26 protein-coding genes are annotated in these 26,940 nt (G+C 70.4%); 13 read left to right on the forward strand and 13 right to left on the reverse strand.

Features of this window, described 5'->3' with window-relative positions:
• Positions 1-12 precede the first annotated feature (12 nt).
• Positions 13-510: an ATP-binding protein gene (locus OG520_RS22695; RefSeq protein ID WP_399329419.1), complete on the reverse strand. Its 498-nt coding sequence runs from the start codon at positions 508-510 to the stop codon at positions 13-15.
• Between the two features lie 329 nt (positions 511-839).
• Between OG520_RS22695 and OG520_RS22700 the strand changes: the two genes are divergently transcribed.
• The 4 genes from OG520_RS22700 (at position 840) to OG520_RS22715 (ending at position 4,558) form a co-directional block, all read left to right on the forward strand.
• Positions 840-1,721, forward strand: a complete 882-nt coding sequence (locus tag OG520_RS22700; RefSeq protein ID WP_406014404.1) for a helix-turn-helix domain-containing protein — start codon at positions 840-842, stop codon at positions 1,719-1,721.
• A 53-nt stretch (positions 1,722-1,774) separates the two neighbouring features.
• On the forward strand, positions 1,775-3,232 hold the full coding sequence (locus OG520_RS22705) for an aldehyde dehydrogenase family protein (protein WP_406014405.1): 1,458 nt from the start codon (positions 1,775-1,777) through the stop codon (positions 3,230-3,232).
• A gap of 116 nt (positions 3,233-3,348) precedes the next feature.
• Positions 3,349-3,900, forward strand: coding sequence for a DinB family protein (locus OG520_RS22710; RefSeq protein ID WP_399329422.1), 552 nt, complete (start codon positions 3,349-3,351; stop codon positions 3,898-3,900).
• Positions 3,901-3,916: 16 nt separating this feature from the next.
• Positions 3,917-4,558 carry a PadR family transcriptional regulator gene (locus OG520_RS22715; RefSeq protein ID WP_399329423.1) on the forward strand — a complete coding sequence of 214 codons (642 nt, stop codon included), beginning with the start codon at positions 3,917-3,919 and terminating at the stop codon, positions 4,556-4,558.
• 17 nt (positions 4,559-4,575) lie between these two features.
• Here the strand turns inward: OG520_RS22715 and OG520_RS22720 are convergent, their stop codons facing one another.
• The 3 genes from OG520_RS22720 to OG520_RS22730 all read right to left on the reverse strand — a co-directional run bounded on the left by OG520_RS22720 (position 4,576) and on the right by OG520_RS22730 (position 8,092).
• Positions 4,576-6,000: a glutamate decarboxylase gene (locus OG520_RS22720; protein ID WP_399329424.1), complete on the reverse strand. Its 1,425-nt coding sequence runs from the start codon at positions 5,998-6,000 to the stop codon at positions 4,576-4,578.
• A gap of 80 nt (positions 6,001-6,080) precedes the next feature.
• Complete coding sequence (gene wrbA, locus OG520_RS22725) at positions 6,081-6,704, reverse strand: NAD(P)H:quinone oxidoreductase (RefSeq protein ID WP_406014406.1); 624 nt, start codon at positions 6,702-6,704, stop codon at positions 6,081-6,083.
• 95 nt (positions 6,705-6,799) lie between these two features.
• Entirely contained in the window at positions 6,800-8,092 is a 1,293-nt protein-coding gene (locus tag OG520_RS22730; RefSeq protein WP_406014407.1) for an ion channel protein, read from the reverse strand.
• A 137-nt stretch (positions 8,093-8,229) separates the two neighbouring features.
• On the opposite strand from OG520_RS22730, the gene OG520_RS22735 reads away from it, so the two are divergent.
• The gene (locus tag OG520_RS22735) at positions 8,230-8,988 is read left to right on the forward strand and encodes a MerR family transcriptional regulator (RefSeq protein ID WP_406014408.1); all 759 of its coding nucleotides are present in this window, start codon (positions 8,230-8,232) and stop codon (positions 8,986-8,988) included.
• A 44-nt stretch (positions 8,989-9,032) separates the two neighbouring features.
• On the opposite strand, the gene OG520_RS22740 is transcribed toward OG520_RS22735, so the two are convergent.
• Positions 9,033-9,398: a YbjQ family protein gene (locus tag OG520_RS22740; RefSeq protein WP_266417616.1), complete on the reverse strand. Its 366-nt coding sequence runs from the start codon at positions 9,396-9,398 to the stop codon at positions 9,033-9,035.
• Between the two features lie 170 nt (positions 9,399-9,568).
• Between OG520_RS22740 and OG520_RS22745 the strand changes: the two genes are divergently transcribed.
• Positions 9,569-10,279, forward strand: coding sequence for a DedA family protein (locus OG520_RS22745; protein WP_266417619.1), 711 nt, complete (start codon positions 9,569-9,571; stop codon positions 10,277-10,279).
• A gap of 189 nt (positions 10,280-10,468) precedes the next feature.
• On the opposite strand, the gene OG520_RS22750 is transcribed toward OG520_RS22745, so the two are convergent.
• Both OG520_RS22750 and OG520_RS22755 read right to left on the reverse strand, forming a co-directional pair.
• On the reverse strand, positions 10,469-12,178 hold the full coding sequence (locus OG520_RS22750; protein WP_399329429.1) for a threonine/serine exporter ThrE family protein: 1,710 nt from the start codon (positions 12,176-12,178) through the stop codon (positions 10,469-10,471).
• Between the two features lie 180 nt (positions 12,179-12,358).
• A complete protein-coding gene (locus OG520_RS22755) occupies positions 12,359-12,853 on the reverse strand; it encodes an inorganic diphosphatase (protein WP_031090989.1) in 495 nt (164 codons plus the stop codon).
• 86 nt (positions 12,854-12,939) lie between these two features.
• On the opposite strand from OG520_RS22755, the gene dacB reads away from it, so the two are divergent.
• The 6 genes from dacB to folE all read left to right on the forward strand — a co-directional run bounded on the left by dacB (position 12,940) and on the right by folE (position 20,610).
• Entirely contained in the window at positions 12,940-14,442 is a 1,503-nt protein-coding gene (gene dacB, locus OG520_RS22760) for a D-alanyl-D-alanine carboxypeptidase/D-alanyl-D-alanine-endopeptidase (RefSeq protein ID WP_406014409.1), read from the forward strand.
• 96 nt (positions 14,443-14,538) lie between these two features.
• Positions 14,539-15,672, forward strand: a complete 1,134-nt coding sequence (locus OG520_RS22765) for a zinc-dependent metalloprotease (RefSeq protein WP_406014410.1) — start codon at positions 14,539-14,541, stop codon at positions 15,670-15,672.
• 198 nt (positions 15,673-15,870) lie between these two features.
• Complete coding sequence (gene tilS / locus OG520_RS22770) at positions 15,871-16,953, forward strand: tRNA lysidine(34) synthetase TilS (protein WP_399329432.1); 1,083 nt, start codon at positions 15,871-15,873, stop codon at positions 16,951-16,953.
• Positions 16,954-17,051: 98 nt separating this feature from the next.
• Positions 17,052-17,591, forward strand: a complete 540-nt coding sequence (hpt, locus tag OG520_RS22775) for a hypoxanthine phosphoribosyltransferase (RefSeq protein ID WP_072487175.1) — start codon at positions 17,052-17,054, stop codon at positions 17,589-17,591.
• 229 nt (positions 17,592-17,820) lie between these two features.
• Positions 17,821-19,851: an ATP-dependent zinc metalloprotease FtsH gene (gene ftsH / locus OG520_RS22780; RefSeq protein WP_399329433.1), complete on the forward strand. Its 2,031-nt coding sequence runs from the start codon at positions 17,821-17,823 to the stop codon at positions 19,849-19,851.
• A 153-nt stretch (positions 19,852-20,004) separates the two neighbouring features.
• A complete protein-coding gene (gene folE / locus OG520_RS22785) occupies positions 20,005-20,610 on the forward strand; it encodes a GTP cyclohydrolase I FolE (protein ID WP_093547466.1) in 606 nt (201 codons plus the stop codon).
• Between the two features lie 78 nt (positions 20,611-20,688).
• Here the strand turns inward: folE and OG520_RS22790 are convergent, their stop codons facing one another.
• The 6 genes from OG520_RS22790 to OG520_RS22815 form a co-directional block, all read right to left on the reverse strand.
• Positions 20,689-21,171 (reverse strand): DUF3180 domain-containing protein, encoded by a 483-nt coding sequence (locus OG520_RS22790; protein ID WP_406014411.1) that lies wholly within the window; start codon positions 21,169-21,171, stop codon positions 20,689-20,691.
• A 99-nt stretch (positions 21,172-21,270) separates the two neighbouring features.
• Complete coding sequence (gene folK / locus OG520_RS22795; RefSeq protein WP_266417638.1) at positions 21,271-21,882, reverse strand: 2-amino-4-hydroxy-6-hydroxymethyldihydropteridine diphosphokinase; 612 nt, start codon at positions 21,880-21,882, stop codon at positions 21,271-21,273.
• Positions 21,879-22,238, reverse strand: a complete 360-nt coding sequence (folB, locus tag OG520_RS22800; protein ID WP_072487082.1) for a dihydroneopterin aldolase — start codon at positions 22,236-22,238, stop codon at positions 21,879-21,881. The genes folK and folB overlap by 4 nt, the downstream gene beginning before the upstream one ends.
• Positions 22,239-22,439: 201 nt before the next feature.
• Positions 22,440-22,922, reverse strand: coding sequence for a nuclear transport factor 2 family protein (locus tag OG520_RS22805; RefSeq protein WP_406014412.1), 483 nt, complete (start codon positions 22,920-22,922; stop codon positions 22,440-22,442).
• On the reverse strand, positions 22,919-23,716 hold the full coding sequence (gene folP, locus OG520_RS22810) for a dihydropteroate synthase (RefSeq protein WP_399329463.1): 798 nt from the start codon (positions 23,714-23,716) through the stop codon (positions 22,919-22,921). The genes OG520_RS22805 and folP overlap by 4 nt, the downstream gene beginning before the upstream one ends.
• A 94-nt stretch (positions 23,717-23,810) precedes the next feature.
• Positions 23,811-25,640, reverse strand: coding sequence for a phosphatidylglycerol lysyltransferase domain-containing protein (locus OG520_RS22815; RefSeq protein WP_399329435.1), 1,830 nt, complete (start codon positions 25,638-25,640; stop codon positions 23,811-23,813).
• Positions 25,641-25,779: 139 nt separating this feature from the next.
• Between OG520_RS22815 and OG520_RS22820 the strand changes: the two genes are divergently transcribed.
• The gene (locus OG520_RS22820; RefSeq protein WP_399329436.1) at positions 25,780-26,904 is read left to right on the forward strand and encodes an alpha/beta hydrolase; all 1,125 of its coding nucleotides are present in this window, start codon (positions 25,780-25,782) and stop codon (positions 26,902-26,904) included.
• Positions 26,905-26,940: the final 36 nt, after the last annotated feature.

Here is a 26,940-nt window from a genome sequence, read left to right on the forward strand (position 1 = left end):
CAGCCGTGCGGGTCACACGCCGTCGGAGAGCCGGAACAGCGCCCAGACCACCTTGCCGCGCGACGCCGACGGGGCGTTCGGGTTCTCCGGCTCCGGGGAGGGGTGCCAGCCCCAGGAGTCGCTGAAGGACTCCACGAGGAAGAGGCCGCGGCCGGATTCGGCGCAGTCCGGTGCCTCGGAGGCGATCGGGCTCTCCTGGCTGGGGTCGCGCACGGCGCACACCAAGCGTGAACTCCAGCGCATCAAGTGCAGCCGTACGGGCGGGTCCTGGGAGTCGGGCGCGGTGCTGTCCGAGGGCAGGGCGTGCCGCAGGGCGTTGGTGACGAGCTCGGAGACCACCAGTGCGACATCGTCGAAGCGCTCGGCCAGACCCCATGCGTTCAGCGTCGTCCGGGTGAACCGCCTTGCTCCGCCCACGGCTTCGTAGCGGGCGGGCAGTGTGCAGGTGGCCGATCCGGAGACGGCTGAGGGATCGATGGGGGGAAGCCCCTGCCGTAACGGCTCGAGCATCGTCGATCCATTCGTCCCCATGCGAGGCACTCCCGGGATTCGCGGCTGTATCGGTACGGCGGGGGGTACAGCGGCACAACACGAACGAGCACGCAGGTGCGCGAGCCCCATGGTTCCCAATGCGTTGGGCAGATGCAAGGGCAGATGCACGTGCACGCGCCTGACCTGTCCGAACCCGTGCCGGTTCTTGGTCATTTCTTCCTGTGTGTATTTTCTCAGCCTTCTGGGAGGCTTCTCATCTCCGTAATCGAATGAGTACGGGCTGAAGCGTTTTGGTGGCAGAATCCGGCACTTGGGGTTCAGGGGGGAGCCCCGGTGCCCAGGAAGCGATGGGGAGGACCGGACCAGTGGCGGCAGGCGAGTCGAGTGGATCGGTGGTGCGGCGCATCCTGCTGGGCTCGCAGCTCAGGCGGCTGCGCGACTCGCGCGGCATCACCCGTGAGGCGGCCGGCTACTCCATCCGGGCCTCCGAATCGAAGATCAGCCGCATGGAGTTGGGACGGGTGAGCTTCAAGGCCAGGGACGTCGAGGACCTGCTCACGCTCTACGGAGTCACGGACGAAGCGGAGCGGGACGCTCTGCTCGGCCTGGCCCGTGAGGCCAACGTGGCGGGCTGGTGGCACAGTTACGGAGATGTACTGCCCGGCTGGTTCCAGACGTACATCGGTCTGGAGGGGGCGGCGTCGCTCATTCGAGTGTACGAAGTCCAGTTCATCCACGGCCTGTTGCAGACCGAGGCCTACGCGCACGCGGTCGTCACCCGGGGCATGGGCGCCGCGCCCTCCGTCGAGATCGACCGCCGCGTGGCGCTGCGACTGGAGCGCCAGAAGGCCCTCGTCTCCGAACGTGCACCCCATTTCCATGCCGTGCTGGACGAGGCGGCGCTGCGCCGTCCGTACGGCGACCGTGAAGTGATGCGCGCGCAATTGCGGCATCTGATCGAAATGTCGGAACAGCCCAACATCACTCTCCAGGTCATGCCCTTCAGTTTTGGCGGGCATGCCGGAGAGGGCGGTTCTTTTACGATGCTGCGATTCCCGGAATCCGATCTGTCGGACATCGTCTATTTGGAGCAGCTGACAAGTGCGCTCTATCTGGACAAGGCCGAAGAAGTCACTCAGTACGAAAAGGCCATGACGCGACTGCACGAGGACAGCCCGGGGCCCGAGGAGAGCCGCGATCTGCTCCGTGGCCTGCTCCAACTCACCTGATTCGTCAGTACGATGACGGTTCGACGGAGTCTGCACCTGAGTTAAGGGATCGCATGTCCTTCTTCTACGAGCTGGCCGACCAATACATCGACGGTGAGTGGCGGACCGGAACCGGCTCGTGGGACATCATCGATTTCAACCCCTACAACGGGGAGAAACTCGCCGCGATCACCATCGCGACCGCGCAGGAGGTCGACCTGGCCTACCGCGCCGCCGAGCGTGCCCAGCGCTCCTGGGCCGCCACCGGACCGTACGAGCGCCGCGAGGTCCTGGAACGCGCACTGCGCATCACCGGGGAACTGCACGACGACATAGTCGACGCGATTATTGACGAACTGGGCGGCACCCGGGTCAAGGCGGAGTACGAGGTCCGTGTCGCCGAGGAATTCCTGCGCGACGCGATCCATCGGGCGCTGCGCCCGCCGGGCAGCATCCTGCCCTCCTCGGCGGACGGCAAGGAGAACCGCCTCTACCGCCGGCCCGTCGGCGTCATCGGCGTGATCAGCCCCTTCAACTTCCCCTTCCTGGTGGCGATGAAGTCCGTCGCACCGGCCCTCGCGCTCGGCAACGCGGTCGTCGTCAAGCCCAACCAGAACGCCCCGGTCGTCGGCGGCGCGCTGATCGCGAAGATCTTCGAGGACGCCGGACTGCCCGCCGGGCTGCTCAACATCCTGATCACCGATGTCGCCGAGATCGGGGACGCGTTCATCGAGCACCCCGTACCCAAGGTGATCTCGTTCGCGGGCTCGGACCGGGTCGGCCGCCATGTCGGCGCGGTCGCGGCCGGACACTTCAAGCGGACCATCCTCGAACTCAGCGGAAACAGCGCCCTGGTGGTGCTGGAGGACGCGGACATCGACTACGCGGTCGACGCGGCCGTCTTCAGCCGCTTCGTGTACCAGGGGCAGGTCTGCATGGCCGCCAATCGCATCCTGGTGGACCGCCGTGTCGAGCGGGAGTTCACCGAGAAGTTCACCGCCAGGGTGGCCGCGCTGAAGACCGGTGACCCGCGTGACCCGGAGACCCGGATCGGCCCGGTCATCAACTCCTTCCAGGCCGACGCCCTGACCGCCCTGGTCGACCAGGCGGTCGCCGACGGGGCCACCGCGCTCGTCCGCGGCCGGACCCGCGGCAACCTCGTGGAGCCGACCGTGCTCGCCGGGCTCCCCGAGGACTCCCCGCTGCTGTCCCAGGAGATATTCGGCCCGGTGGCGCTGCTGGTGACGTTCGACGGCGAGGACGAGGCCGTACGGATCGCCAACGACACCCCGTACGGGCTGAGCGGCGCCGTGCACACCCGCAGCGCCGAACGCGGGGTCCGGTTCGCGCGGCGCGTGGTCAGCGGGATGTTCCACGTCAACGACTCCACCGTCCAGGACGATCCGCTGGCGGCCTTCGGCGGCGAGAAGTCCTCCGGGACCGGCCGGCTGAACGGTGAGGCGACCGTCGACGCCTTCACCACCCAGAAGTGGATCTCCATTCAGCACGGCCGGGCCGTCTTCCCCTTCTGACCGCCCTTCTCCATCCGGGCGCCCTCTCCCTCTCGTTGAGGACAGAGGCTGACCTCAAGGGGTCGTAGCGTGGTCGGTGTCAGGAAGAACCGGCACGGATCATCAAGGCGGACACCATGGTCACTCACGTTCCCTCGGAAGCCCCCGGCGACGAGCGCGGCATGTTCCTCTCCTTCATCGAGGCCCAGCGCGGTGCGATCCGGCGCTCCCTGATCGGGCTGACCGAGGAGCAGGCGGCGAGCCGCCCCAGCGCCAGTGAGCTCTCCCTCTCCGGACTGGCCAAGCACGTCGCCGAGGTCGAGCTGAACTGGCTGCGGATGGCCCAGCAGCGGTTGAACGAGGCCGTCCGCGACGAAAGCACCTGGGCGGACGGCTTCCGGCTCGTCGGCGACGAGACGGTGGAGCAGGTGCTGAAGTTCTGGGACGGCGTCGTGGTCGAGGTGGAGGAGTTCATCCGCTCGGTGCCCAGCCTGGACGACACCTTCCCGCTGCCGGACGCGCCCTGGTTCCCGAAGGACGGGCGGGTCTCGATGAGGTGGCTGCTGGCCCATCTGGTCGAGGAGATCGCCCGGCACGCCGGGCACGCCGACATCATCCGGGAGTCCCTGGACGGCCGTACCGCGTTCGAGCTGGTCGCCGAGGCGGGGGGCTACTCTAATCAAAGTTGAATAGAAAGGGCGTGACATGTCCGCGATCCGGCTGCTGGTCCTCTGCGCCGTGCGCCAGCACGGCCGGGCGCACGGCTATCAGGTCCGCAACGACCTGGAGTACTGGGGTGCGCACGAGTGGTCCAACGCCAAGCCCGGGTCGGTCTATCACGCGCTGAAGCAGATGGCGAAGCAAGGGCTGCTGCTCGTCCACGAGACCGCCCCGAGCACGGCGGGCGGCCCGCCCCGGACCGAGTACGAGATCACCGAGCGGGGGGACGCGGAGTACTTCACGCTGCTGCGCGCGGCGCTCACCTCGTACGACCAGAAGCCGGACCTGCTGTCGGCGGCCCTCGGCGGCATCGTCGACCTGGAGCGGTCCGAGGCGGTCGCGCTGCTCCGGGAACGGGTCGCCGGTCTCGCGGCCTGGCGGGCCACGGTCACCGAGCACTATGTGCCGGAGGCGGGGCCCGAATCGCTCGGCCACATCGGCGAGATCATGAACCTCTGGGTCCACTCGGCGGACGCCGGGGCCGAGTGGACGCGCGGGCTGATCGCCCGCATCGAGAGCGGGGCGTACACCTTCGCGGGGGAGGGCGAGCCCTTCGTGGGGGTGCTCGCCGACGGGCAGCGCAATCCGTATGCGACGGGGGTCCCGGATCCCGGCGACGACGAGTGAGCGGGCGCTGGTCCCGCTCAGTGGTGGAAGGCCGTCGCCGGCTGCCGGTCCTGGCTCAGCGGGTGCGGCTGGCGGCGCAGGTCGGGCAGGATCAGCCCGATGTCCTCCATCAGCAGCTCGGCGAGGTCCGACGAGAAGCCGTTGCGGCACACCACCCTGAGCACCGCCAGGTCCTGCCGGTTGGCCGGGAAGGTGTACGCGGGCACCCGCCAGCCCTGTTCGCGCAACCGTCGCGACACGTCGAAGACGTCGTACGTCGTCACGTCCGGCGCGGTCGTCAGCGCGAAGACGGGCAGCTGGTCGCCCCGGGTGAGGAGCCGGAAGTCGCCGATCGCCTCGATCCGCTCCGCGAGCCCGCGGGCCACGTCCCGGGACGCCTGCTGCACGGCCCGGTAGCCGTCCCGGCCCAGCCGCAGGAAGGTGTAGTACTGCGCGACCACCTGTGAGCCGGGCCGGGAGAAGTTCAGCGCGAAGGTCGGCATGTCGCCGCCCAGGTAGTTGACCCGGAACACCAGCTCCTCGGGCAGCTCGGCGGGCGAGCGCCACAGCACCCAGCCGACGCCCGGGTAGACCAGGCCGTACTTGTGCCCGGAGGTGTTGATGGAGGACACCCTCGGCAGCCGGAAGTCCCACACCAGGTCCTCGTCCAGGAACGGCGCCACCATCGCCCCGGAGGCCCCGTCCACATGGACGGGGATGTCGAGACCGGTACGTTCCTGAAGGGCGTCCAGCGCCGCGCACAGCTCCGCGACCGGCTCGTACGAACCGTCGAAGGTGGAGCCGAGGATGCCGACGACGCCGATGGTGTTCTCGTCGCAGAGGTCGGCCGCGGCCTGCGGGTCGAGGTGGAAGCGGTCGCCCTCCATCGGGACCGTCCGCGGCTCGACCTCCCAGAAGGTGCAGAACTTGTCCCAGCAGACCTGCACGTTGATGCCCATGACCAGGTTCGGCCGGGCGGTCGCCGGATAGCGGTCGGCGTTCCTGACCGCCCAGCGGCGTTTCAGCGCCAGTCCCGCGAGCATGCAGGCCTCGCTGGATCCGGTCGTCGAACAGCCCACGACCGACGAGGGATCGGGGGCGTTCCAGAGGTCGGCGAGCATCGCCACACAGCGCCGCTCCAGTTCGGCCGTGCGCGGGTACTCGTCCTTGTCGATCATGTTCTTGTCGCGGCACTCGCCCATCAGCACCCCGGCTTGGGGCTCCATCCAGGTGGTGACGAAGGTGGCGAGGTTGAGCCGTGAGTTGCCGTCGAGCATCAGCTCGTCGTGGACCAGGCCGTACGCGGTCGACGGCGGCATCGGCCCGTCGGGCAGCCGGTGCCGGGGCGGCGCCGACTCCATGCCGGCGGCCGGGTCGGCCTCCCCGTAGAACGGGTTGAGGGCGAGCTTGCGGCGGGCTTCGGACGGTTCCGTGCGCTGGGACGAACCCTTGTGGAGAGGCATCGGCGGGCAGCCCTTCTCGGCTCTCGGCGGTCTTTCGTGACGCGCGACGCGTGATGGTCCGGTCGGGGTGTGGGGTGCCGTCAGCTCCCGGCGGCGAGGCCGTCCTTGATGGCCCGGGTGAACTTCACGACCCGCTCGGCCTGGACCCGGGCGGCGGTCAGGGTCTGCTCGCCGACCGGGATGTCGCCCTGGCCGGCCACGTGCGAGGTGCCGTACGGATTGCCGTCCACGAACTTCGAGGGGTCCGTGTAGCCGGGGGCGACCAGGATTCCGCCGAAGTGGTGGACCGTGTTGTAGAGCGCGAGCAGCGTGGACTCCTGGCCGCCGTGCGCGGTGCTGGTGGAGGTGAAGCCGCTGTAGACCTTGTCCGCGAGGTGGCCCGCCTGCCAGAGGCCGCCGAGGGTGTCGAGGAACTGCTTGAGCTGGGCGGTGACGTTGCCGAACCGGGTCGGCGTGCCGAGGATCACGGCGTCCGCCCAGACCATGTCGTCGGGCGAGGCCTCGGTGATGTCGGCGGTGGCCTTCGCGTTGGCGGCCCAGGCCGGGTTGGAGTCGATGGCCGCCTGCGGGGCGAGCTCACCGGCCTTGCGCAGCCGCACCTCGGCACCGGCCTTCTCGGCGTACTGCGCCATGGCCTTGGCGATCGTGGCGATGGTTCCGGTCGACGAGTAGTAGATGACGGCGACGTTGACGGGCGTGGGCATCGCGGAGACCTCCGGCGGACCTGATGGGACGAATCCATGCGGATGCGACGATACGGAAGAGTCGGGCATCCGGCGCGTCGGACGGGAGCCCCGGCTCAGCGCAGCGGCTCGCCGTCCTCGCGCAGTTGCATCTGCGGCCGCCCTGTCACCAGCAGCCAGGCGGGCAGCGAGGCGACGCACAGCATCGGGAGCACGGCCGCGTCGCCGACCAGTACCGCCGCGGTGAACAGGCTCAGCCAGCCCTGCCGGGTGATGGCCAGCAGAATGCCCAGCACCCCGCAGGTCACCGCGAGCGCCACCGGCACCGAGGGGACCAGGGCGTGGGCGCAGAGCCCCAGCGCGACACCCACGAAGACGGCGGGGAAGATCCGTCCGCCCCGGAAGCCGCAGCTCGCCGCGATCACCAGTGCGGCCGTCTTCACCACGGCCATGACCGCGAACTGCCCGGCCGACCAGCCGCTCGGGTCGGCGGCGAGCTCCTTCACCTCGTCGAGCCCTTTGAACAGGGTGAGACGGCCGCCCAGCGCCCCCAGCAGACCGAGCAGCAGCCCGCCCGCGGTCAGCGCCAGGACCGGGTGCTTCAGGGTCCGGAAGAGCCGGTGCACGTACGGGAACGCGTACACCGCCAGCATGCCGAGCACCGCCCCGGCCAGCGCGATGACGACCGAGGAGAGCAGGTCGCCCCAGTGCGGGCGGGTGTAGGCGGGCAGCGACAGGTCGAAGCTGGGATGGGCCAGCAGGGTCATGGTGAGCGCACCCGCGGTGCCCGCCGCGAGCGGGCCGAAGAGGCGGTCCCAGAGCGCGCCCGGTCCGGCGCGGGAGGCGAGGGTCTCGGAGAGGATCAGTGCGGCGGCCACCGGGGTGCCGAAGAGGGCCCCGATGGTGCCGGCCGCGGCGAGGGAGAGCCAGAGCTCCGCCGGTGTGCCGGGCGCGAGACGGCGGCCGAGCCAGAAGGCCAGCGCGATGTTGGCGGCCGTGATCGGGTTCTCCGGACCGAGGCTGACCCCGCCCGCCAGAGTGAGGACTGTGACGAGCAGCAGCCCCGGGACCACGCCCGGCGGCAGCGGTGGATCGACCAGCCCGGTGGTCGCCGGATCGGGGCCCGCGTGACCGGGCACCGCCCGGATGAGCAGCCCGACCACCAGCCCGCTCGCGGTGAGCGTCACGATCATCCAGAGCGCGGAGTAGCGGCCGACGGAGAGCGCGTCGGGGAGCGTCTGCCAGAGCACGTCCTGGAGCTTCTCCGCGAGCAGGCTGATGCCGAGCAGGACGAGCGCGCAGAGGATCCCGACGGCCAGGGCGGGCACGATGACGGGCAGCAGCCGGCGCACGGGCGCGGTTGCGGGAGCGGGTCCGGGTCCGGCGAGAGCGGAGGAATCGGTGGCCATCGGCTCACCATAACGGCCTAAAAGGAACATAACCCCTCGAATGGCGCCGGGAGTGGCGGCAATTCGGGCTTGCACCTCACGTCGCGTCAGGACTCAGGCTCGGGACGTACCCGATCGGAGAAGGGAGTGGGGGAGTCATGGAGTACCCCGTGGGACAGGTCGCCGGATTCGCCGGAGTCACGGTGCGCACCCTGCACCACTACGACGGCATCGGACTGCTCTCGCCCAGCGCGCGCAGCCGGGCCGGGCACCGCCGCTACGACGACGGTGATCTCGACCGGCTCCAGCAGATCCTGTTCTACCGGGAGCTCGGCTTCCCGCTCGACGAGATCGCGGTACTGCTCGACGATCCGCGGGCGGACCCGCAGGAGCATCTGCGGCGCCAGCACCGGCTGCTGTCCGACCGGATCGCCGAGCTGCGAAGGATGGCCGACGCCGTCGAAACAGCCATGGAGGCACGGAAGATGGGCATCAACCTCACACCCGAGGAGAAGTTCGAGGTCTTCGGGGGCAAGGACCCCGAGGAGCACGCGGAGGAGGCCGAACGCCGCTGGGGCGGCACGGCCGCGTACGCCGAGTCGCAGCGCCGGGCCGCCGGGTACACCAAGGACGACTGGAAGCGGATGCAGGCGGAGGTCGCCGAATGGGGCGCCGCCTACGACGCGCTGATGGCGGCCGGGGAGCCGGCCACCGGCGAGCGGGCGATGGGGCTGGCCGAGGCCCACCGGCTCCACATCGGCAAGTGGTTCTACGAGTGCACCGCCGAGATGCACCGCGGGCTCGGCGAGATGTATGTGTCCGACCCGCGGTTCCGCGCGTTCTACGAGTCGATGCGGCCGGGCCTGGCCGAGCATCTGCGGGACGCGATCGACGCCAACGCCCGGCGCCTGGCGTGACCGCCGCGGGGGTGGGGCGCCCCCACCCCCGTGGCCGCGCCCGCTCAGCTCCGGCTGATCACGGCCGCGGTGCCGTACGCGCACACCTCCGTGCCCACGTCGGCCGCCTCGGTCACGTCGAAGCGCATCATCAGGACCGCGTTGGCGCCCCGGGCCCTCGCCTGCTCGACGAGCCGTTCCATCGCCTGGTTCCGGGTCTCGACGAGGGTCTTGGTCAGCCCCTTCAGCTCGCCGCCGATCATGGACTTCAGCCCGGCGCCGATCTGGCTGCCCAGATGGCGGGAGCGGACGGTCAGGCCGAACACCTCCCCGATCACCTGGGTCACCTGGTAGCCCGGTACGTCGTTCGTGGTGACGACCAGGACGTCCGACTGGGCCGTCTGCCCGCCGCCGTATTCCTCAATGCCCATCGTGTGGTACCTCCTGGGGACAGCTTTGTCCCGGTTGATCCGGAGTGCCTCCCCGGTCGGCCCAGTGTGCGTCCTCGCGCGGGCCATCTGGAACCCGGGGGTGTCATCCTGCGTTGATAGCTTTGGGCGGCCACGCAGCCGCCATCGACCGATCCAGGAGCCCCGGACCCTTGAATACGCTTGCGCTCGGACCGAGCTGGCTGGACCCGGACTATCTGATCAACACCTTCGGACTTCCCGGCGTCCTCCTCATCGTGTTCGCCGAGTCCGGACTGCTGATCGGCTTCTTCCTCCCCGGCGACTCGCTCCTGTTCACCACGGGTCTGCTGGTGACCACGAAGCAGCTGGACACCCCGCTCTGGCTGGTCTGCCTCCTGGTGGCGCTGGCGGCGATCATCGGCGACCAGGTGGGCTATCTCTTCGGCCGCAAGGTCGGCCCATCGCTCTTCAAGCGCCCGGACTCCCGCCTCTTCAAGCAGGAGAACGTCGAGAAGGCGCACGAATTCTTCGAGAAGTACGGACCGAAGTCGCTGATCCTGGCCCGCTTCGTGCCCGTGGTGCGTACGTTCACCCCGATCATCGCCGGTGTGAGCCGGATGAACTACCGCTCGTTCATCGTGTTCAACATCATCGGCGGGGTGCTCTGGGGCGTCGGCGTCACGCTGCTCGGCTCGGCCCTCGGCAAGATCGACTTCGTCCACGAGAACATCGAGGCGATGCTCATCCTGATCGTGCTCATCTCGGTGGTGCCGATCGGGATCGAGTTCCTGCGGGCCCGCTCCAAGTCGAAGAAGGAAGCGGCGTCCCACGGCGAGGGCCCCGGCCCGTCCGCCGGGGGCAGCCCGGCCTCGGGCCAGCGCGGCCGGCACGCCAAGCGCTGACGTACGCTCCGGCCGCCGACCGGCCTGAGAGCCCGTCGGGTGACCTCCGACCGGGCGGCCACGCCCTGGCACGCACGCTTCCCGCGTTGTCGTCGGTCGCCAACGCTCCGCGTTGGCTCCCTCCTCCGCCTTGGAATCGCACGCACCAGACCGCGTCCGCCATCCGATCCGAGGTCACCCGACAGGCTCTCAGAAGCCGCGCGTCCGCTTGGCCGCGCGGCGGTTCGCCCCGCCGACCGCTCCCGGCACCCGCATGAAGAGCCGGGAGATCTCGCTCCCCAGATTCACCCCGATCGCGATGGCCAGCGCCGTGGCCACCGCGGTCGACAGCGAGGCGAGCCCGGCATTCACCCTTCCCTGTGCCACGGCCAGCAGACCGAAGTACGTGGCCGAACCGGGCAGCAGCGGGCCGATCGCCGCCGTGATGAACGGCAGTGACGAGGTGTACCGGTAGCGCGAGAACAACTGCCCGAACAGCCCCACCAGACCGGCCGCCGTCGCCGTCGCCGCCACCGCCGAGATATGGCCGGTGCGGGCCATCGCCCCGTAGATCACCCAGGCCACACCGCCGTTGAGGGTCACCGCCAGCACCGTGGACCGGTCCTGCTGGAGCAGGATCGCGAAGGCGAAACAGAGCGCCATCGACGCCAGGATCTGCACCACGGGCCGGTCCTGGCCGATGAACCTGGCCTCGGGGTTCAGCTGGGCGCCCAGCTGAAGCCCCAGGTACAGCACCAGCAGCACACCGACGACGATACCGATGAACAGGTACATGACTTCGAGCAGACGCGCGGCCGCGGTGATGTAGAAACCGGTCAGCCCGTCCTGCACACCCGCCACCAGGGCCCGCCCCGGCAGCAGCGCGAACAGCCCACCGGTGATGACCGCGGACGGCCGTACGTCCGACCAGTGGGTGAGGGTCAGCGCCACCCCCAGTGCGGCCGGCGGCATCGCCGCCACCACGAACTGGTAGAACTCCGGCAGCCCGCGCCCGGCGCACAGCCAGGCGAGCCGGTCGCCGAGCATCGCGCCGACCGCCGCCACCAGGAACACCAGCGGACCGCCGCCGAGCAGCACCGACGCCGCCCCCGCGAGACCGCCGGCGGCCAGGGTCAGCACCCAGCCGGAGTACGGATGCCGGTTGCGCCGGATCTCCGCCAGCCGCCGGTAGGCGTCCTCCAGCGAGACCTCGGCGTCCTCGGTGGTGATGTCGTCGATCAGCCGGAAGACGGCGGCCAGCCGGGTGTAGTCGGTGGCGCGGCGGCGTACGGTACGGCTCGCCGTGACCGGGTCGTCGACCAGCGACGGCTGGTGCGAGATCGACAGCAGGGTGAAGGTGACCGTGGGCTCGCAGCGGTCCAGGCCGTAGCTGCGGGTCACCGCGAACATGGCCGCCTCGACGTCCTCGGCGCCCTCGCCGCCGGCCAGCAGCAACTCCCCGATACGCAGCGTCAGGTCGAGCACGCGCGGCACCGCGGGCCCCGTCTCGTCGGGCTTCTGCACCGTCTCGGGCGCCGGGCGCTCGGCGACCGGCATCCGCAGCATCGTGCGCATCCGGTCCTGCCAGGGCGCCTCCTTGGTCAGCCGGATCATCGGGCTGCCGTGTGCCGGGGTGAAGGCGGCCGGCGAGTGCTGGGCGCTGTAGGTGCGCGGCGGGGCGAAGGCGGAGCCGGCCGTGTCCGAACCCGTTCCCGGCCCCGGGCCGGAACCCGAAGCGGAACCTGTTCCCGGTCCCGGGGGCTCATTCGCCAGACCCGCCGGAATGGCAAATTCCGATGTCGGCTGGTCGTCCTCGGAGGCGGACACGCGTCTGCCCACCCCGGTCGGCGGGACGAAGGCGCTGCGCGCCTCGTCGGACTGGGGCTTCTGGTCCTCCGGACCGCCCTTTTCCGCCACCACCAGATCTCGCTCCTCGTCGGCTGCCCTTGTGCCCAGTATGGCCACGGGCCGGGGCACGGGTACGAAGAGGCCTGCCCGCAGACCGGGCGAGCATGCGGAACGGGCGGTACTCCTTCGGAAGGAGTACCGCCCGTTCCAGCTCCGGAACCGTGGAAACGGAACCGGATCACGACCCTCGGGTCAGTGCGCGCCGCCCTGCGCCTCAAGGCGCTTGTAGGAGGCCTCGATCTCGGCCTCGGCCTCGGCGCGGCCGACCCAGTCGGCGCCCTCGACGGACTTGCCGGGCTCCAGGTCCTTGTAGACCTCGAAGAAGTGCTGGATCTCCAGGCGGTCGAACTCCGACACGTGGTGGATGTCGCGCAGGTGCTCCACCCGGGGGTCGGAGGCCGGCACGCACAGCAGCTTGTCGTCGCCGCCGGCCTCGTCCGTCATCCGGAACATGCCGATGGCGCGGCACTTGATGAGGCAGCCGGGGAAGGTCGGCTCCTCCAGGATGACCAGCGCGTCCAGCGGGTCGCCGTCCTCGCCGAGGGTGTTCTCGACGAAGCCGTAGTCCGCCGGGTAGCTGGTCGAGGTGAAGAGTCGACGGTCCAGGCGGATCCGACCGGTCTCGTGGTCCACCTCGTACTTGTTCCGCGAACCCTTCGGGATCTCGATAACGACGTCGAACTCCACGGGTGGCTCCTCCATGATCAACACATACGACTGGTGATTAAGTGTCCCCCACGCAGATGTGTGCTCGCGAAAGGGGCTGGTCAACGGTGGACGAGCCGGTGAAAAGACCGTCGGTCAACCCGCTGGACAAGCTGAACAGGCTCACCCGCCGGGCCGCCATGATCAGGTCGAAGGGGCTGAACGACCGGCAGTTCATCGCCGTCTCCGCCGGCCTCGGGCTGGCGCTCGCAGCCGGCGTCGTCCTTGCCGCCGGCCCCTGGGACTCGGGTCAGCGTAAGGCCGAGACGGACTGGGCCGCCGCCCGGAACCGTACAGGTGGCGCACATCACGACTCCACCGCGCCGTCCGGACCGGATCCCGCGCCCAGCGCCCCGGCCGTCCTCGCGGCGCTCTCCTCCGCCGTCGACAACTCCGCCCCGGACGCCCGCACCGGCCCGAACGGCGCGGCCGACGCCCTCCGCGCCGTTCTCGGCCCGCTGCTGAAGGACCCCGCCCTGGGCACCCGGCGCGCCGCCGTCGTCATCGACACCGCCGGCGGCGGGCAGCTGTACGGCCAGGGCGCCGGCGCCCCCATGACGCCCGCCTCCACCGTCAAGATCGCCACCACGGTCGCCGCCCTGAGCGCCCTCGGCCCCGACCACCGCATCGCCACGACGGTCCGGGCGTCCGCGGACTTCCGCGGCCTCACCCTGGTCGGCGGCGGCGACCCCACCCTCGACAAGGCCGCCCTGCGCAGGCTGGCCACCGACACCGCCCGCGCCCTGGAGGACCACGGCGTCGAGAAGGTCCGCCTCGGGTACGACACCTCCCGCTACTCCGGGCCCGCCCGGCACCCGATCGGCCCCAACGAGAACATCGCGCCCGTCAGCGCCCTGATGACCGACGAGGGCAGGCTCGACAGCACCGACAGCGGACCCGCCCCGCGCAGCGACGACCCGGCCGGTGACACCGCCCGTACCTTCGCGGAGTTCCTCGACGACGCCGGGATCGCCACCGGGGCCGACCCGAAGCCCGGCCGCCCGGCCGCCGGGTCCCGGAAGGTCGCCGAACACCGCTCGGTCCCGCTCTCCGCCCTGGTCGAACGGGCCCTGACCAACAGTGACAACGACATCGCCGAAGCACTCGCCCGGCAGACCGCCCTCGCCGCGGGCGAACCGGCCGACTTCGACGGCGGCCGACGGGCCGTCACCGCACAGCTCAAGAAGCTCGGCCTGCCGCTGAAGGGCGCGGACCTCGCCGACGGCAGCGGACTGAACCGCAAGGACAAGGTCACCGCCGGACTGCTGGCCGGCCTCCTCGCCCGCGCGGCCGACCCGGACCACCCCGAACTGCGCCCCGTCCTCACCGGCCTGCCCGTGGCCGGTTTCAGCGGCACGCTCAGCGACCGCTACACCGGCAAGTCCGCGGGCACCGGCCTGATCCGCGCCAAGACCGGCACCCTCACCGGCGTGAACACCCTCGCGGGGACGGTCGTCGACCGGCAGGGCCGGCTGCTCGCCTTCGCCTTCCTGGCCTCCGGCACCACCTCCCCCTCCGACGCCCAGTCCGCCCTCGACGCCCTCGCCACCGCCCTGAGCGCCGTCCGGTGATCCCCGCCGGGGAGCACCGGACAGCCCTCGCCGCCCGCACCCATTGAGCCGGTCGACACCGCACCGCGGACGGACCCGAGCACGTACGGTTGACGCATGACGAGCATCGGTGGTGCCGAGATGGTCGACTGGAATCTCGCGGTCGCGACCGCGACCCGCCTTGTGCGGCCGGGGCCGGAGATCAGCCGCGAGGAGGCCCGCGAGGTCGTCGCGGAGCTGCGCCGGCATGCCAAGGCCGCGGAGGAGCACGTCCGTTCCTTCACCCGGATGATCCCGGAGGGGACCGAACCGGAGGACACCCCGGTCCTGGTCGTGGACCGGGCCGGCTGGATCAAGGCCAATGTCGCGGGCTTCCGCGAACTGCTCCGCCCGCTGCTGGGCAAGATGCAGGACCGGCGCGCGGGCGGCCCCGGCGGCGCCGTGCTCGGCGCGGTCGGCGGCAAGGTGACCGGCGTCGAGGTGGGGATGCTGCTGTCGTTCCTGGCCTCCCGGGTCCTCGGCCAGTACGAGACGTTCGCCCCGGCCACCCGCGAGTTCCCGGCCTCGGCCGACGGCGGCGGCAGGCTGCTGCTCGTCGCCCCGAACATCGTGCACGTCGAGCGCGAACTGGAGGTCGACCCGCACGACTTCCGGCTCTGGGTCGCGCTCCACGAGGAGACCCACCGCACCCAGTTCACCGGAGTGCCCTGGCTCCGCGACCATCTGCAGGGCGAGATCCAGTCATTCCTCGACGAGACCGACATCGACCCGATGACCGTGCTGGAACGGCTCCGCGAGGCCGCCCAGTCCCTGGCCGGGGGCCGTCCCGAGGGCGAGGACGGCGAGGACGGCGGCCGCAGCCTGGTCGAGCTCGTCCAGACGCCCTCCCAGCGCGAGATCCTCGGCCGGCTCACCGCCGTGATGTCCCTGCTCGAAGGCCACGCCGACTACGTGATGGACGGCGTCGGCCCCGAGGCCGTCTCCTCCGTCGGTGAGATCCGGGAGAAGTTCCAGCAGCGCAGGGCGCGCGGCGCCGGCCGACTCGACCAGGCGCTGCGCAAGCTCCTCGGCCTCGATGCCAAGCTGCGCCAGTACCGCGACGGCGAACGATTCGTCCGGGCCGTGGTCGACGAGGTCGGCATGGACGGCTTCAACCGGGTCTGGACCTCGCCGAACACCCTGCCCACCAAGGCGGAGATCGCGAAGCCGGCGGACTGGATCGCGCGGGTGCACCGTAAGGCAGAGTCCTGATCGCGACCGCTCCGACGGCGGACGACAGGATGAGAACGCGCCGGTAATCACCCATCCGAGGGACCGTAGGGGCATGGGAAGGCGTGCAATGCTCGATGGACGGCTTGCCTCTGTCACCATCGACGCACTCTGAGTGACGGCACACTTCGCGTCCGGCACTTCGAGCCACCTCCCCAAACTTCACGAAGGGCACCGGACATGGGTCCCCATCCTGCGGTCGCGGCGATACGCCTGGCGGTCCGCCGCGTACTCCACGACGTACTCACCGAACACACCCGAAGCGCCGAACACACCCGGCGCACCCCGCACCCCGAGCTCGCCGAAGCCGGTGCGGGCAGGCAGCGCGCCGCACTCCCCGAACGCCCCGACACCCCGCTGGTGCTGGTGGCCTGCTCCGGCGGCGCCGACTCCATGGCCCTCGCCTCCGCCCTCGCCTTCGAGGCCCCCAAACTCGCCGTCCGGGCCGGAGGGATCACCGTCGACCACGGCCTCCAGGACGGCTCCGACACCCGCGCCGCCGAGGTCGTCGACCGCCTCACCGACATGTGTCTCGGCCCGGTCGAATCCGTCGCCGTGCAGGTCGGCCACGACGGCGGCCCCGAGGCCGCGGCCCGTGACGCCCGCTACGCCGCCCTGGACGCGGCGGCCGAGCGGCACGGCGCCGCCGCCGTCCTGCTCGGACACACCCGTGACGACCAGGCGGAGACGGTGCTGCTCGGCCTCGCCCGCGGCTCCGGGATCCGCTCGCTCTCCGGCATGGCCGCCGCGTCCGGACCGGCCGGCCGCTACCGCCGCCCCTTCCTCCAGCTCGACCGGCAGACCGCCCGCAAGGCCTGCCTCGTCCAGTCCCTGCCCGTCTGGGACGACCCGCACAACATCGACCCCGCCTACACCCGCTCCCGGCTGCGCCACGAGGGCCTGCCGGCTCTGGAGAAGGCGCTGGGCAAAGGGGTCGTCGAGGCCCTGGCCCGTACCGCCCAGCTCTCCCGCGACGACGCCGACGCGCTGGACACCTGGGCCGCCGAGGCCGACCGCGCCGTGCGGGACGACGCGGGCCGTCTGGAGTGCGCCAAGCTGTACGCGCTGCCGCCCGCCGTACGCCGCCGGGTCCTGCGCCGGGCCGCCATGGAGGCGGGTTCCCCGGCCGGTTCGCTCTTCGCCCGGCACATCGAGGAAGTCGACCGTCTGATCACCGGCTGGCGTGGCCAGCGGGCCATCAACCTGCCCGGACGGGTCGAAGCCATGCGCCAGGGTGGCAGACTGGTCATTCGGCAGAGCTGAAGCACGAGCGGCCGACACGCAGGCGAGCGGCCGCACGGGTGCGGGGCAACAGCCCGGACCCGGCAGGCAGGAAAGAGACGTGGGTGAACGAGAAGGACATGGGCACCGACCTTCAGTCGGTGCTCCTCACCAAGGAAGAGATCGACGCGAAGCTCGTCGAGCTGGCCGCGAAGATCGACGCGGAGTACGCGGGCAAGGACCTGCTCATCGTCGGCGTCCTCAAGGGCGCAGTGATGGTGATGGCGGACCTGGCGCGCGCGCTGTCCACCCCCGTCACCATGGACTGGATGGCCGTCTCGTCGTACGGCGCGGGCACCCAGTCCTCCGGAGTGGTCCGGATCCTCAAGGACCTGGACACCGACATCAAGGGCAAGCACGTCCTGATCGTCGAGGACATCATCGACTCGGGCCTGACCCTGTCGTGGCTGATGTCGAACCTCGGCTCGCGCGAGCCCGCCTCCCTGGAGATCTGCACCCTGCTGCGCAAGCCGGACGCGGCCAAGGTCGCGCTCGACTGCAAGTGGGTCGGTTTCGACATCCCCAACGAATTCGTCGTGGGCTACGGGCTCGACTACGCGGAGAAGTACCGCAACCTCCCCTTCGTCGGCACGCTCGCCCCGCACGTCTACGGGGGCTGACCTCCTCCCGGAGCTATTTGCCCGGCCCCCGGGGCGCCCGGACCGGACCGGGGGCGACGGTGGGGAACCTTTCACCGGATTCCCGCCGTTGAGCCTTCGAAGGCGGGTTTTGACAGACGTCCCCGGCGGTCGCGGGTGACAATGCTGGGGTACCGTCCGAAGAACAGTCTTTTCTCACAGCAGCATTTACCTACGGGCAGGAGGGACGGGGCGGCTTCGCCCCGTATGGATGGACGTGAAGCGATACTTCCGTGGGCCGGTCATGTGGATCGTGCTGGCCGTCCTCGCCGTGGTCGTGTTGATGACAGTCGTCGGCTCGTCGGGCGGCTACAAATCGGTGGACACCGGCAAGGTGATCCAGGCGATCAGCAAGGACCAGGTGGCGCAGGCCAAGCTGACCACCGGTGACGATCAGATCATCAAGATCGAGTTGAAGAAGGACCAGAAGCTCTCGGGCGAGTCCGGTACCAAGTTCCAGGCGAGCTACATCGGTGACCAGGGTGTCCAGCTCGCCGACACGCTGCAGAAGAAGTTCGAGAGCGGCAAGATCGACAAGGGCTACACGGTCTCGCCGTCGAAGCAGTCCCCGTTCATCTCGATCCTCCTCTCGCTGCTGCCCTTCGTCCTGATCGTGGTCGTCTTCCTGTTCCTGATGAATCAGATGCAGGGCGGCGGCTCCCGGGTCATGCAGTTCGGGAAGTCCAAGGCCAAGCTGATCACCAAGGACACCCCGAAGACGACGTTCGCCGATGTGGCGGGGTCGGACGAGGCCGTCGAGGAGCTCCAGGAGATCAAGGAGTTCCTCCAGGAGCCGGCGAAGTTCCAGGCCGTCGGCGCCAAGATTCCCAAGGGCGTCCTGCTGTACGGGCCTCCCGGTACGGGCAAGACGCTGCTCGCACGCGCCGTCGCGGGCGAGGCGGGCGTCCCGTTCTACTCGATCTCCGGTTCCGACTTCGTCGAGATGTTCGTCGGTGTCGGTGCCAGCCGGGTCCGTGACCTCTTCGAGCAGGCCAAGGCGAACGCCCCGGCGATCGTCTTCGTCGACGAGATCGACGCCGTCGGCCGGCACCGCGGTGCCGGTATGGGCGGCGGGCACGACGAGCGCGAGCAGACGCTGAATCAGCTGCTCGTCGAGATGGACGGCTTCGACGTGAAGGGCGGCGTCATCCTGATCGCCGCCACGAACCGGCCGGACATCCTCGACCCGGCGCTGCTGCGCCCGGGGCGTTTCGACCGGCAGATCGCGGTCGACCGGCCGGACATGCTGGGCCGTCTGGAGATCCTCAAGGTGCACCAGAAGGGCAAGCCGGTCGCGAAGGACGTCGACCTCGGCGCCGTCGCCCGTCGTACGCCCGGCTTCACCGGTGCCGACCTGTCGAACGTGCTGAACGAAGCGGCGCTCCTCACGGCGCGCGGCAATCTGAAGCTGATCGACAACAAGATGCTCGACGAGGCCATCGACCGCGTCGTGGCGGGCCCGCAGAAGCGGACCCGGATCATGTCCGAGAAGGAGAAGAAGATCACCGCGTACCACGAGGGCGGACACGCCCTGGTCGCGGCGGCTTCCCCCCAGGCGGACCCGGTCCACAAGATCACGATCCTCTCCCGCGGCCGTGCCCTCGGTTACACGATGGTGCTCCCGGAGGAGGACAAGTACTCCACGACGCGCAACGAGATGCTCGACCAGCTGGCCTACATGCTGGGCGGGCGCGCGGCCGAGGAGCTGGTCTTCCACGACCCGACCACCGGCGCTGCGAACGACATCGAGAAGGCCACCGCAACGGCCCGCGCGATGGTCACGCAGTACGGCATGACGGAGCGGCTCGGCGCGATCAAGTTCGGCGGCGACAACACCGAGCCCTTCGTGGGCCGGGAGATGGGCCACCAGCGCGACTACTCGGAAGAGGTCGCGGCCCTCGTCGACGAAGAGGTCAAGAAGCTCATCGAGACCGCCCACAACGACGCGTGGGAGATCCTCGTCGAGAACCGCGACGTGCTCGACAACCTCGTTCTCCAGCTCCTGGAGAAGGAGACGCTCGGCAAGGAGGAGATCGCCGAGATCTTCGCCCCGATCGTGAAGCGCCCGGCCCGTCCGGCGTGGACCGGTTCCGCCCGGCGTACCCCGTCGACGCGGCCCCCGGTGCTCTCGCCCAAGGAGCTCGCCCTCACCAACGGCGCCACCACGGCGAACGGAACGGCCGTCCCCACGGACACCGTCCCGGCCACCGAGGTCGTCCCGGAGGACCGGCCCGAGAGCTGAGCCCCGTTCCCCGGTGTGGCCCCTTTCACGGGAGTCGCACCGGGCCCGGAATGGAAGCCGCGCCCCCACAGGTTCTAGCCTGTGGGGGCGCGGCTTTTTCGTACGCCCGTGCGGAGGTATGCGCAGGTGACAGCTCAGAGGAACGAGGCACAGATGACCGACCCGGTGACGCTGGACGGCCAGGGTTCGATCGGCGAGTTCGACGAGAAGAGGGCCGAGGCCGCCGTTCGTGAACTCCTCATCGCGGTGGGCGAGGACCCGGACCGCGAGGGTCTGCGCGAGACGCCGGGGCGGGTGGCACGGGCGTACAAGGAGATATTCGCGGGCCTCCACCAGGAGCCCGAGGACGTCCTGACGACCACGTTCGACCTCGGTCACGACGAGATGGTGCTGGTCAAGGACATCGAAGTGTTCAGCACCTGCGAACACCATCTGGTGCCGTTCCGGGGAGTCGCGCATGTCGGGTACATCCCGGCGACCAGCGGCAAGATCACCGGCCTCTCCAAGCTGGCCCGGCTGGTCGACGTCTACGCCCGGCGCCCGCAGGTCCAGGAGCGGCTCACCACGCAGATCGCCGAGTCCCTGATGGAGATCCTGGAGCCGCGCGGGGTCATCGTCGTCGTCGAGTGCGAGCACATGTGCATGTCGATGCGCGGTATCCGCAAGCCCGGGGCGAAGACGCTGACCTCGGCGGTGCGCGGACAGCTCCGCGACCCCGCGACGCGCGCCGAGGCCATGAGCCTGATCATGGCGCGCTGAACGCCCGCGCAGCCGGGTGACAGAGCTCGGTGCCCCAGGGCCTTTCGTCCGGATCCGGCCCGATCCGGAGGAAAGGCCCTACGCGGGCGCCGAGCTCTTGTCCTTGTCCTCGTCCTCCGGGAGCTTGCAGATGTGCTCCAGCCAGAGGGCCGCGGCGACCACCGCGATGCCCGCCAGGACCGCGAAGCCCGCGTAGATCGCCTGGTCGCGGCGGGCCGGGATGTCGAGGGAGCCGAGCAGGAAGACGCCGGTGCCGCCGTACATGCCGGAGACCAGGGAGACGACCAGGGCGCTGGCCTGGCCGAAGACCACCGCTCGGGCCACCATCAGCGGCTCGACGCCCTTGGCCCCCGGTCGGCGCTCGCGCTGGGCGCGCAGCCGGGACCGGATGGAGAGCGCCGTCGCCAGCAGGATGACGGCGATCACCACGAGCACGATCGGCGCGGCGAGGGGAACGCCCGGCAGGTTGCCGAGGGAGTCCCAGAGGCGGGCGCCGGCCCAGGACAGCACCACGGCCGCGGCGAAGAGGCCGGCCAGTACCCCGAGCCTGAGTTGCTTCACCGAGTGGTCCGCCCTTCGCCGCCAGTGATCCGTGTCGCCGTGGTCACCGTCGCCCGGTGTTCCGCGGCGCCGGTGATCCGTTTCCGTTGAGCCTAACGACTACTCGGGCAGACGGAGTTCCAGATCGGCCCGGGGCAGCACGCCGTCCCGGCCGACCCCGGCCAGCAGCTCCGCGACGGGGCCGGCGCCCGGCAACTGGGCCTCGGGGTCGATGTCGTGCCACGGGGCGAGGACGAAGGCCCGCTCATGGGCCCTGGGGTGGGGGAGGGTGAGCGCCGGGTCGTCGGAGACGACGTCCGCGTACGCCACGATGTCGACGTCGATGGTGCGCGGACCCCAGCGCTCCTCGCGGACCCGGTCGAAGGCCTCCTCGACGGCCTGGCCGCGCTCCAGGAGGGAGGACGGGGGGAGCGTCGTCTTCACGACGATCACCGCGTTGAAGTACGAGGGCTGGGAGCCGGGGGCGACGCCCCAGGGCTCCGTCTCGTACACCGGGGAGACGGCCTTGACCCGCAGGCCAGGGGTGTCCTCCAGGGCGTCTATGGCGCCCTGGAGGGTGTCCAGGCGGTTGCCGAGGTTGGAGCCCAGGGAGATCACGGCACGCTTGGGGTTGGAGAGGGTGATGTCCGCCGCGTCCACCTGCTCGACCACGGAGGCGGGCACCGGCTGTACGGTCGGGTCGCTCTGCCCTTCGGTGGAAAACGCAGTCATACTCGGCTCCGGGTGATGGTGATGGTCACATCGTCGAAGGGGACGGTGATCGGCGCATCCGGCTTGTGCACCACGACCTCCACCTCCTCGACTCCTTCGTGCTTGAGGCACTTCTGGGCGATGCGCTCCGCGAGCGTTTCGATCAGATCGACGGGCTCACCCTGCACCACCTCGACGACCTCCTCCGCGACGACGCCGTAGTGCACGGTCTTCGTCAGGTCGTCGGCGGCCGCCGCGGGGCGGGTGTCGAGGCCGAGCACCAGGTCCACGATGAACGTCTGGCCCTCTTCCCGTTCCTTGGGGAAGACGCCATGGTGCCCACGGGCCTTGAGGCCGCGCAGCGCGACACGATCCACGCGAATCACTCCTGCTGTCGTTGGTCGTAGAGACACGGGGCCGCGTGCGGACGGCAAGGTGCCCTCTTTCGAATCTACCTGCGAGCACCGACAGTGCTCGCCCGTGGGGGCCGTGGACGCGGCCTCACGGGACTGGTAGCCGCGTATACCCGTACTGCCCGGATCCAATCCCCTTCGGGGCGCAGCCGCTCGACCTCCCGGTCAGGAGGGTGTCTCTTCGTCCTCTTCCTCACCGGTTTCGGTCAGTACGGGCGAGCCGTGGTGGGACCAGAGCTTCCAGCCGTCGGGTGTGCGCCGGAACACATTGGTGGCCACGACGAGTTGGCCGACCAGCGGTCCGAGCGCGTTGCCGTCCTCCGCGGGGCCGCCGCTGAGGATGTTCTCCGTGCAGGTCACCAGGGCGGTGTCGCCGGTCATCGAGACCCCGACGTCGGTCAGGAAGAACTGGATGTACTCGGTGTTCGCCATGATCAGCGCATAGCTGCGCAGCACCTCGCCGCGCCCGGTCAGCACCGGCCAGCCCGGGTGGACGCAGGAGACGGTGAGGTCCTCGCCCGGCAGCCAGAGCCCGGAGAGCTCCTCGAGGTCGCCGCGCTCCATCGCCTCGTAGAAGGCGGTGTTGGCCCGCTCGACGGCCGCGATGTCGGCGGCCGCCTCCGCGTGCTCGTCGCGGGGCCCGGTCACGCGGCTCCCTCGACGGCGCGGGCGACCCGTACGGCGTCGGCCGTGGCCCGTACCTCGTGGACCCGGACGGCCCAGGCGCCGGCGTGGGCGGAGAGCGCGGAGATCGCCGCGGTGGCGGCGTCGCGTTCGCGGGCGGGCGGCGGTGCGGCGCCGTCGCCGGCCAGCACATGGCCGAGGAAACGTTTGCGGGAGGCGGCGACCAGCAGCGGACGGCCCAGGGCGCGCAGCTCGTCGAGGTGGGCGACCAGGGAGAGGTCGTGGCAGGCGTCCTTGGCGAAGCCGAGACCGGGGTCGATCACGATCCGTTCCGGGGCGACGCCGCCCGCGACCACGGCGTCCATCCGCTCCCGCAGCTCCCGGGCGACCTCGGCGACGACGTCCCCGTACACCGCGCGGCTGTTCATGGACTCGCTGAAGCCGCGCCAGTGCATCACGACGAAGGGAGCGCCGGCCGCGGCGACGACCCGGACCATGTCGGGGTCGGCGAGGCCGCCGCTCACATCGTTGACCAGGGCGGCCCCGGCCGCGACCGCCTCCTCGGCGACCCGGGCCCGCATGGTGTCCACGGAGACCGTGACCCCTTCGGACGCCAGGCCCCTGACCACCGGGACCACGCGCCGCAGCTCCTCCGACGCGTCCACCCGGCTGGCGCCGGGGCGGGTCGACTCGCCGCCGACGTCGATCAGGTCGGCGCCCTCGGCGACCAGGTCGAGGCCGTGTTTGACCGCGGCCGTGGTGTCGAACCAGCGGCCTCCGTCGGAGAAGGAGTCCGGGGTCACGTTCACGACACCCATGACCGCGCAGCGGTCCCACTCCGGCAGGCCCTGGACCGTGCCTCGTCCACGCAACGTACTCATGCGACCAGCGTAGGCCCCGTACGGAGCGGTGCTACGCCGCGCGCGCGTGCCCTTCCTGGCCCGGCGCCCGGGTGTGGGCGCAGGGGCGGGGCCGGCGGGCCGGGAAGCGGCGGGGGAGGGCGAGGTTCACGAAGCCCTCCGCCTGCATGGCCGCCAGGGAGATGCGGGGCAGGTCGCGGGCGGCGCGGTAGACGACGAAGCGCGGCTCCCAGCGGGGCCGGAACTTGGCGTTGAACTTGTACAGCGACTCGATCTGGAACCAGCGCGAGAGGAAGATCAGCAGTCCGCGCCAGGTCCGCAGCACCGGCCCCGCGCCCAGTTTCTCGCCCCGGGCGAGCGCCGAGCGGAACATCGCGAAGTTCAGCGAGACGCGCTGGACCTCCAGCCGGGCGGAGGCCTGCAGGGCGGCGACGATCAGGAGCTCGTTCATGCCGGGGTCGGCGGAGCGGTCGCGGCGCATCAGGTCGAGGGACATGCCGTCGCGGCCCCACGGGACGAAGTGGAGTACGGCTTTCAGGTCGCCGTAGGGGGAGTCGGCGGTGTGCTCGTCGGTCTTGTGCGCGGTGGCGATGACGCAGTCCCCGTCGGCCGGGTCGCCGATCCGGCCGAGCGCCATGGAGAAGCCGCGCTCGTTGTCGGTGCCGCGCCAGTCGGCGGCGGCGCGGCGGATGCGGGCCAGTTCGGCCTCGCCGATGTCGCTCACGCGCCGGACCCGGGTCTCGTAGCCGAGGCGTTCAATGCGCTTCACCATCTGGCGTACGTTGCGCATCGCGCGCCCGGCGAGCGAGAAATCCGCGACGTCCACCACCGCCTCGTCACCGAGTTCCAGGGCGTCGAGGCCGGTCTCGCGGGTCCAGACCTCGCCGCCGGTCTCGCTGCAGCCCATCACGGCCGGGGTCCAGGAGTGGGCCCTGGCCTCGTCCATGAACCGTTCGATGGCGCCGGGCCAGGCCTCCACGTCGCCGATCGGGTCGCCGCTGGCCAGCATCACCCCGGACACGACCCGGTAGCAGACGGCGGCCTTGCCGCTGGGGGAGAAGACGACGGCCTTGTCGCGACGGAGCGCGAAGTGGCCGAGCGAGTCGCGGCCGCCGTGCTTCTCCAGCAGGGCGCGCAGCCGGGCCTCGTCGTCCTCGGTGAGGCGGGCGGCCGGGTGCTCGGGGCGGAAGGCGAAGTAGATGGTGGTGACGGCGGTCAGCAGACCGAGGGCGCCGAGGGAGTACGCCACGGTCCAGGAGGTGTCGCCGGCGTACTCGACCGGCCCCTCGAAGCCGAGCATTCCGTACAGCACGTGCTGGAGCCGGTCGGCGACGCTGGGGCTGCCCACGACCCGGCCGGGGTGTGCGCTGACGACGACCAGTCCGAGGGCCAGCGAACCCGCGCCGAGAAGCACGAAGTTGGCCAGGGCACGCCAGCGGCTCCTGGGGTCGGGGAGCGCGGCGAACTCGCCGCGGTTGCGGATGAGCAGCAGGCAGAGCGTCAGCGAGACGAGTGTGCCGATGACCGAGTGCCGGTAGGTGAACTGCGCCAGCGCACCGGCCGGCAGCAGCACGACGGCGGCCCGCCAGGCCCGCCGCTTGCGCCGCTTGAGGCCGTGGGCGAGCAGCAGCAGCAGGACGCCCGCGCTCAGCGCGAGCGCGGCGGCGAACGGCCCGAGGGCGCCGGGCAGCACTTCGGCGAGCGTGTGCATCCGGCTGTGCCGGAAGCGCGGGAAGACACCCGCGGCGACGTCGATCAGGCCGACGGCGGTGCAGGCGGTACCGACCAGCGTCGGTACGGACTCGGGGCGCGGGCCACGTACGAACTTGCGTACGGGACTCGGAACCGATCCCGATTTATCCCCATCTAGCGTGACAGACATCGTTTCCCGTGGTTCCGCGAGAGATTCTTGAGTCCTTCGGCCGTAGCCCTCCGGACGATGTGCGACCTGTAGGACGAGGCTTCCGGGCCGTGGGTTCACCCGCCGGCCGGAAATTTCCAGACAAGAAAGCTCAACCCCCATGGGTCTTACCAGCAAGACATTTCTGGTTCTGGCCATCGTGCTGGCCGTGGTGTTCTTCGCCGTCACGGTCTGGCTCTGGCCCCGGCTGGCCCGTCGCAGCGTGCCCGCGGTGTTCGGCAGGGTCGGCCTGCTGCTGGCGACCCAGGTGACGATCTTCGTCACGGTGGCCCTGGTGGCGAACAACTCCTTCCTCTTCTACGGATCGTGGGCCGACCTGTTCGGCCAGAAGCAGGATCTGGGTGTCGTCACGGACCACGCGGCCGGAACGCTGGCCTCGAAGAACATCGTCCGGGTCGGGATCCAGCGGCCGGACGTGCCCGGCGGCTCGCGGCCCACGATGGGCGGGCGGATCGACAAGGTCGTGATCGCGGGCCGGCAGTCGAAGATCGAGAGCTCGGCGTACGTGTACCTGCCGCCCGAGTACTTCCAGCCGGCCTTCGCCCGCCGCAAGTTCCCGGCGGTCGTCGTGCTCACCGGCTATCCGGGCGTCTCGGAGAACCTCCTGAAGAGCCTTCGGTACCCGCGTACGGCACACGAACGGGTGAAGGCCGGCCGGGCCCAGCCGATGATCCTGGTGATGCTCCGGCCGACGGTCGCGCCGCCGCGGGACACCGAGTGCGTGGACGTGAAGGGCGGGCCGCAGACCGAGACCTACCTCGCCGAGGACCTGCCGCGGGTGATCTCGGAGTCGTACCGGGTCGGCAAGCTGGCCCGTAACTGGGGCATCATCGGCAATTCGACCGGTGGTTACTGCGCCCTGAAGATCGGGCTCCACCACCCGGACCGGTTCGGGGCGAGCGTCGGGCTCTCCGCGTACTACAAGGCGGCCGAGGACCCGACGACCGGCGATCTCTTCCAGGGCGACCAGAGCGCGCGGGACCGCGCCGATCTGATGTGGACCCTGGACCACATGCCGAAGCAGCCCGACTCGTCCTTCCTCGTCACGACCTCCAGGCACGGCGAGGGGAACTACCGCACCACGCTGCAGTTCATGGCCAAGGTGAAGTCGCCCGCCCAGGTCTCGTCGATCGTGCTCGACAGCGGCGGGCACAACTTCAACACCTGGCGGCGGGAGATCCCTTCGGCGCTGGACTGGCTGAGCAGCCGGCTCAGCGAGAACTGACACGGGCCGCCACGCGGTGAACCGTGGACGTCCGGT

It is taken from the genome of Streptomyces sp. NBC_00984, from assembly GCF_045162475.1.
Taxonomy (GTDB): domain Bacteria; phylum Actinomycetota; class Actinomycetes; order Streptomycetales; family Streptomycetaceae; genus Streptomyces.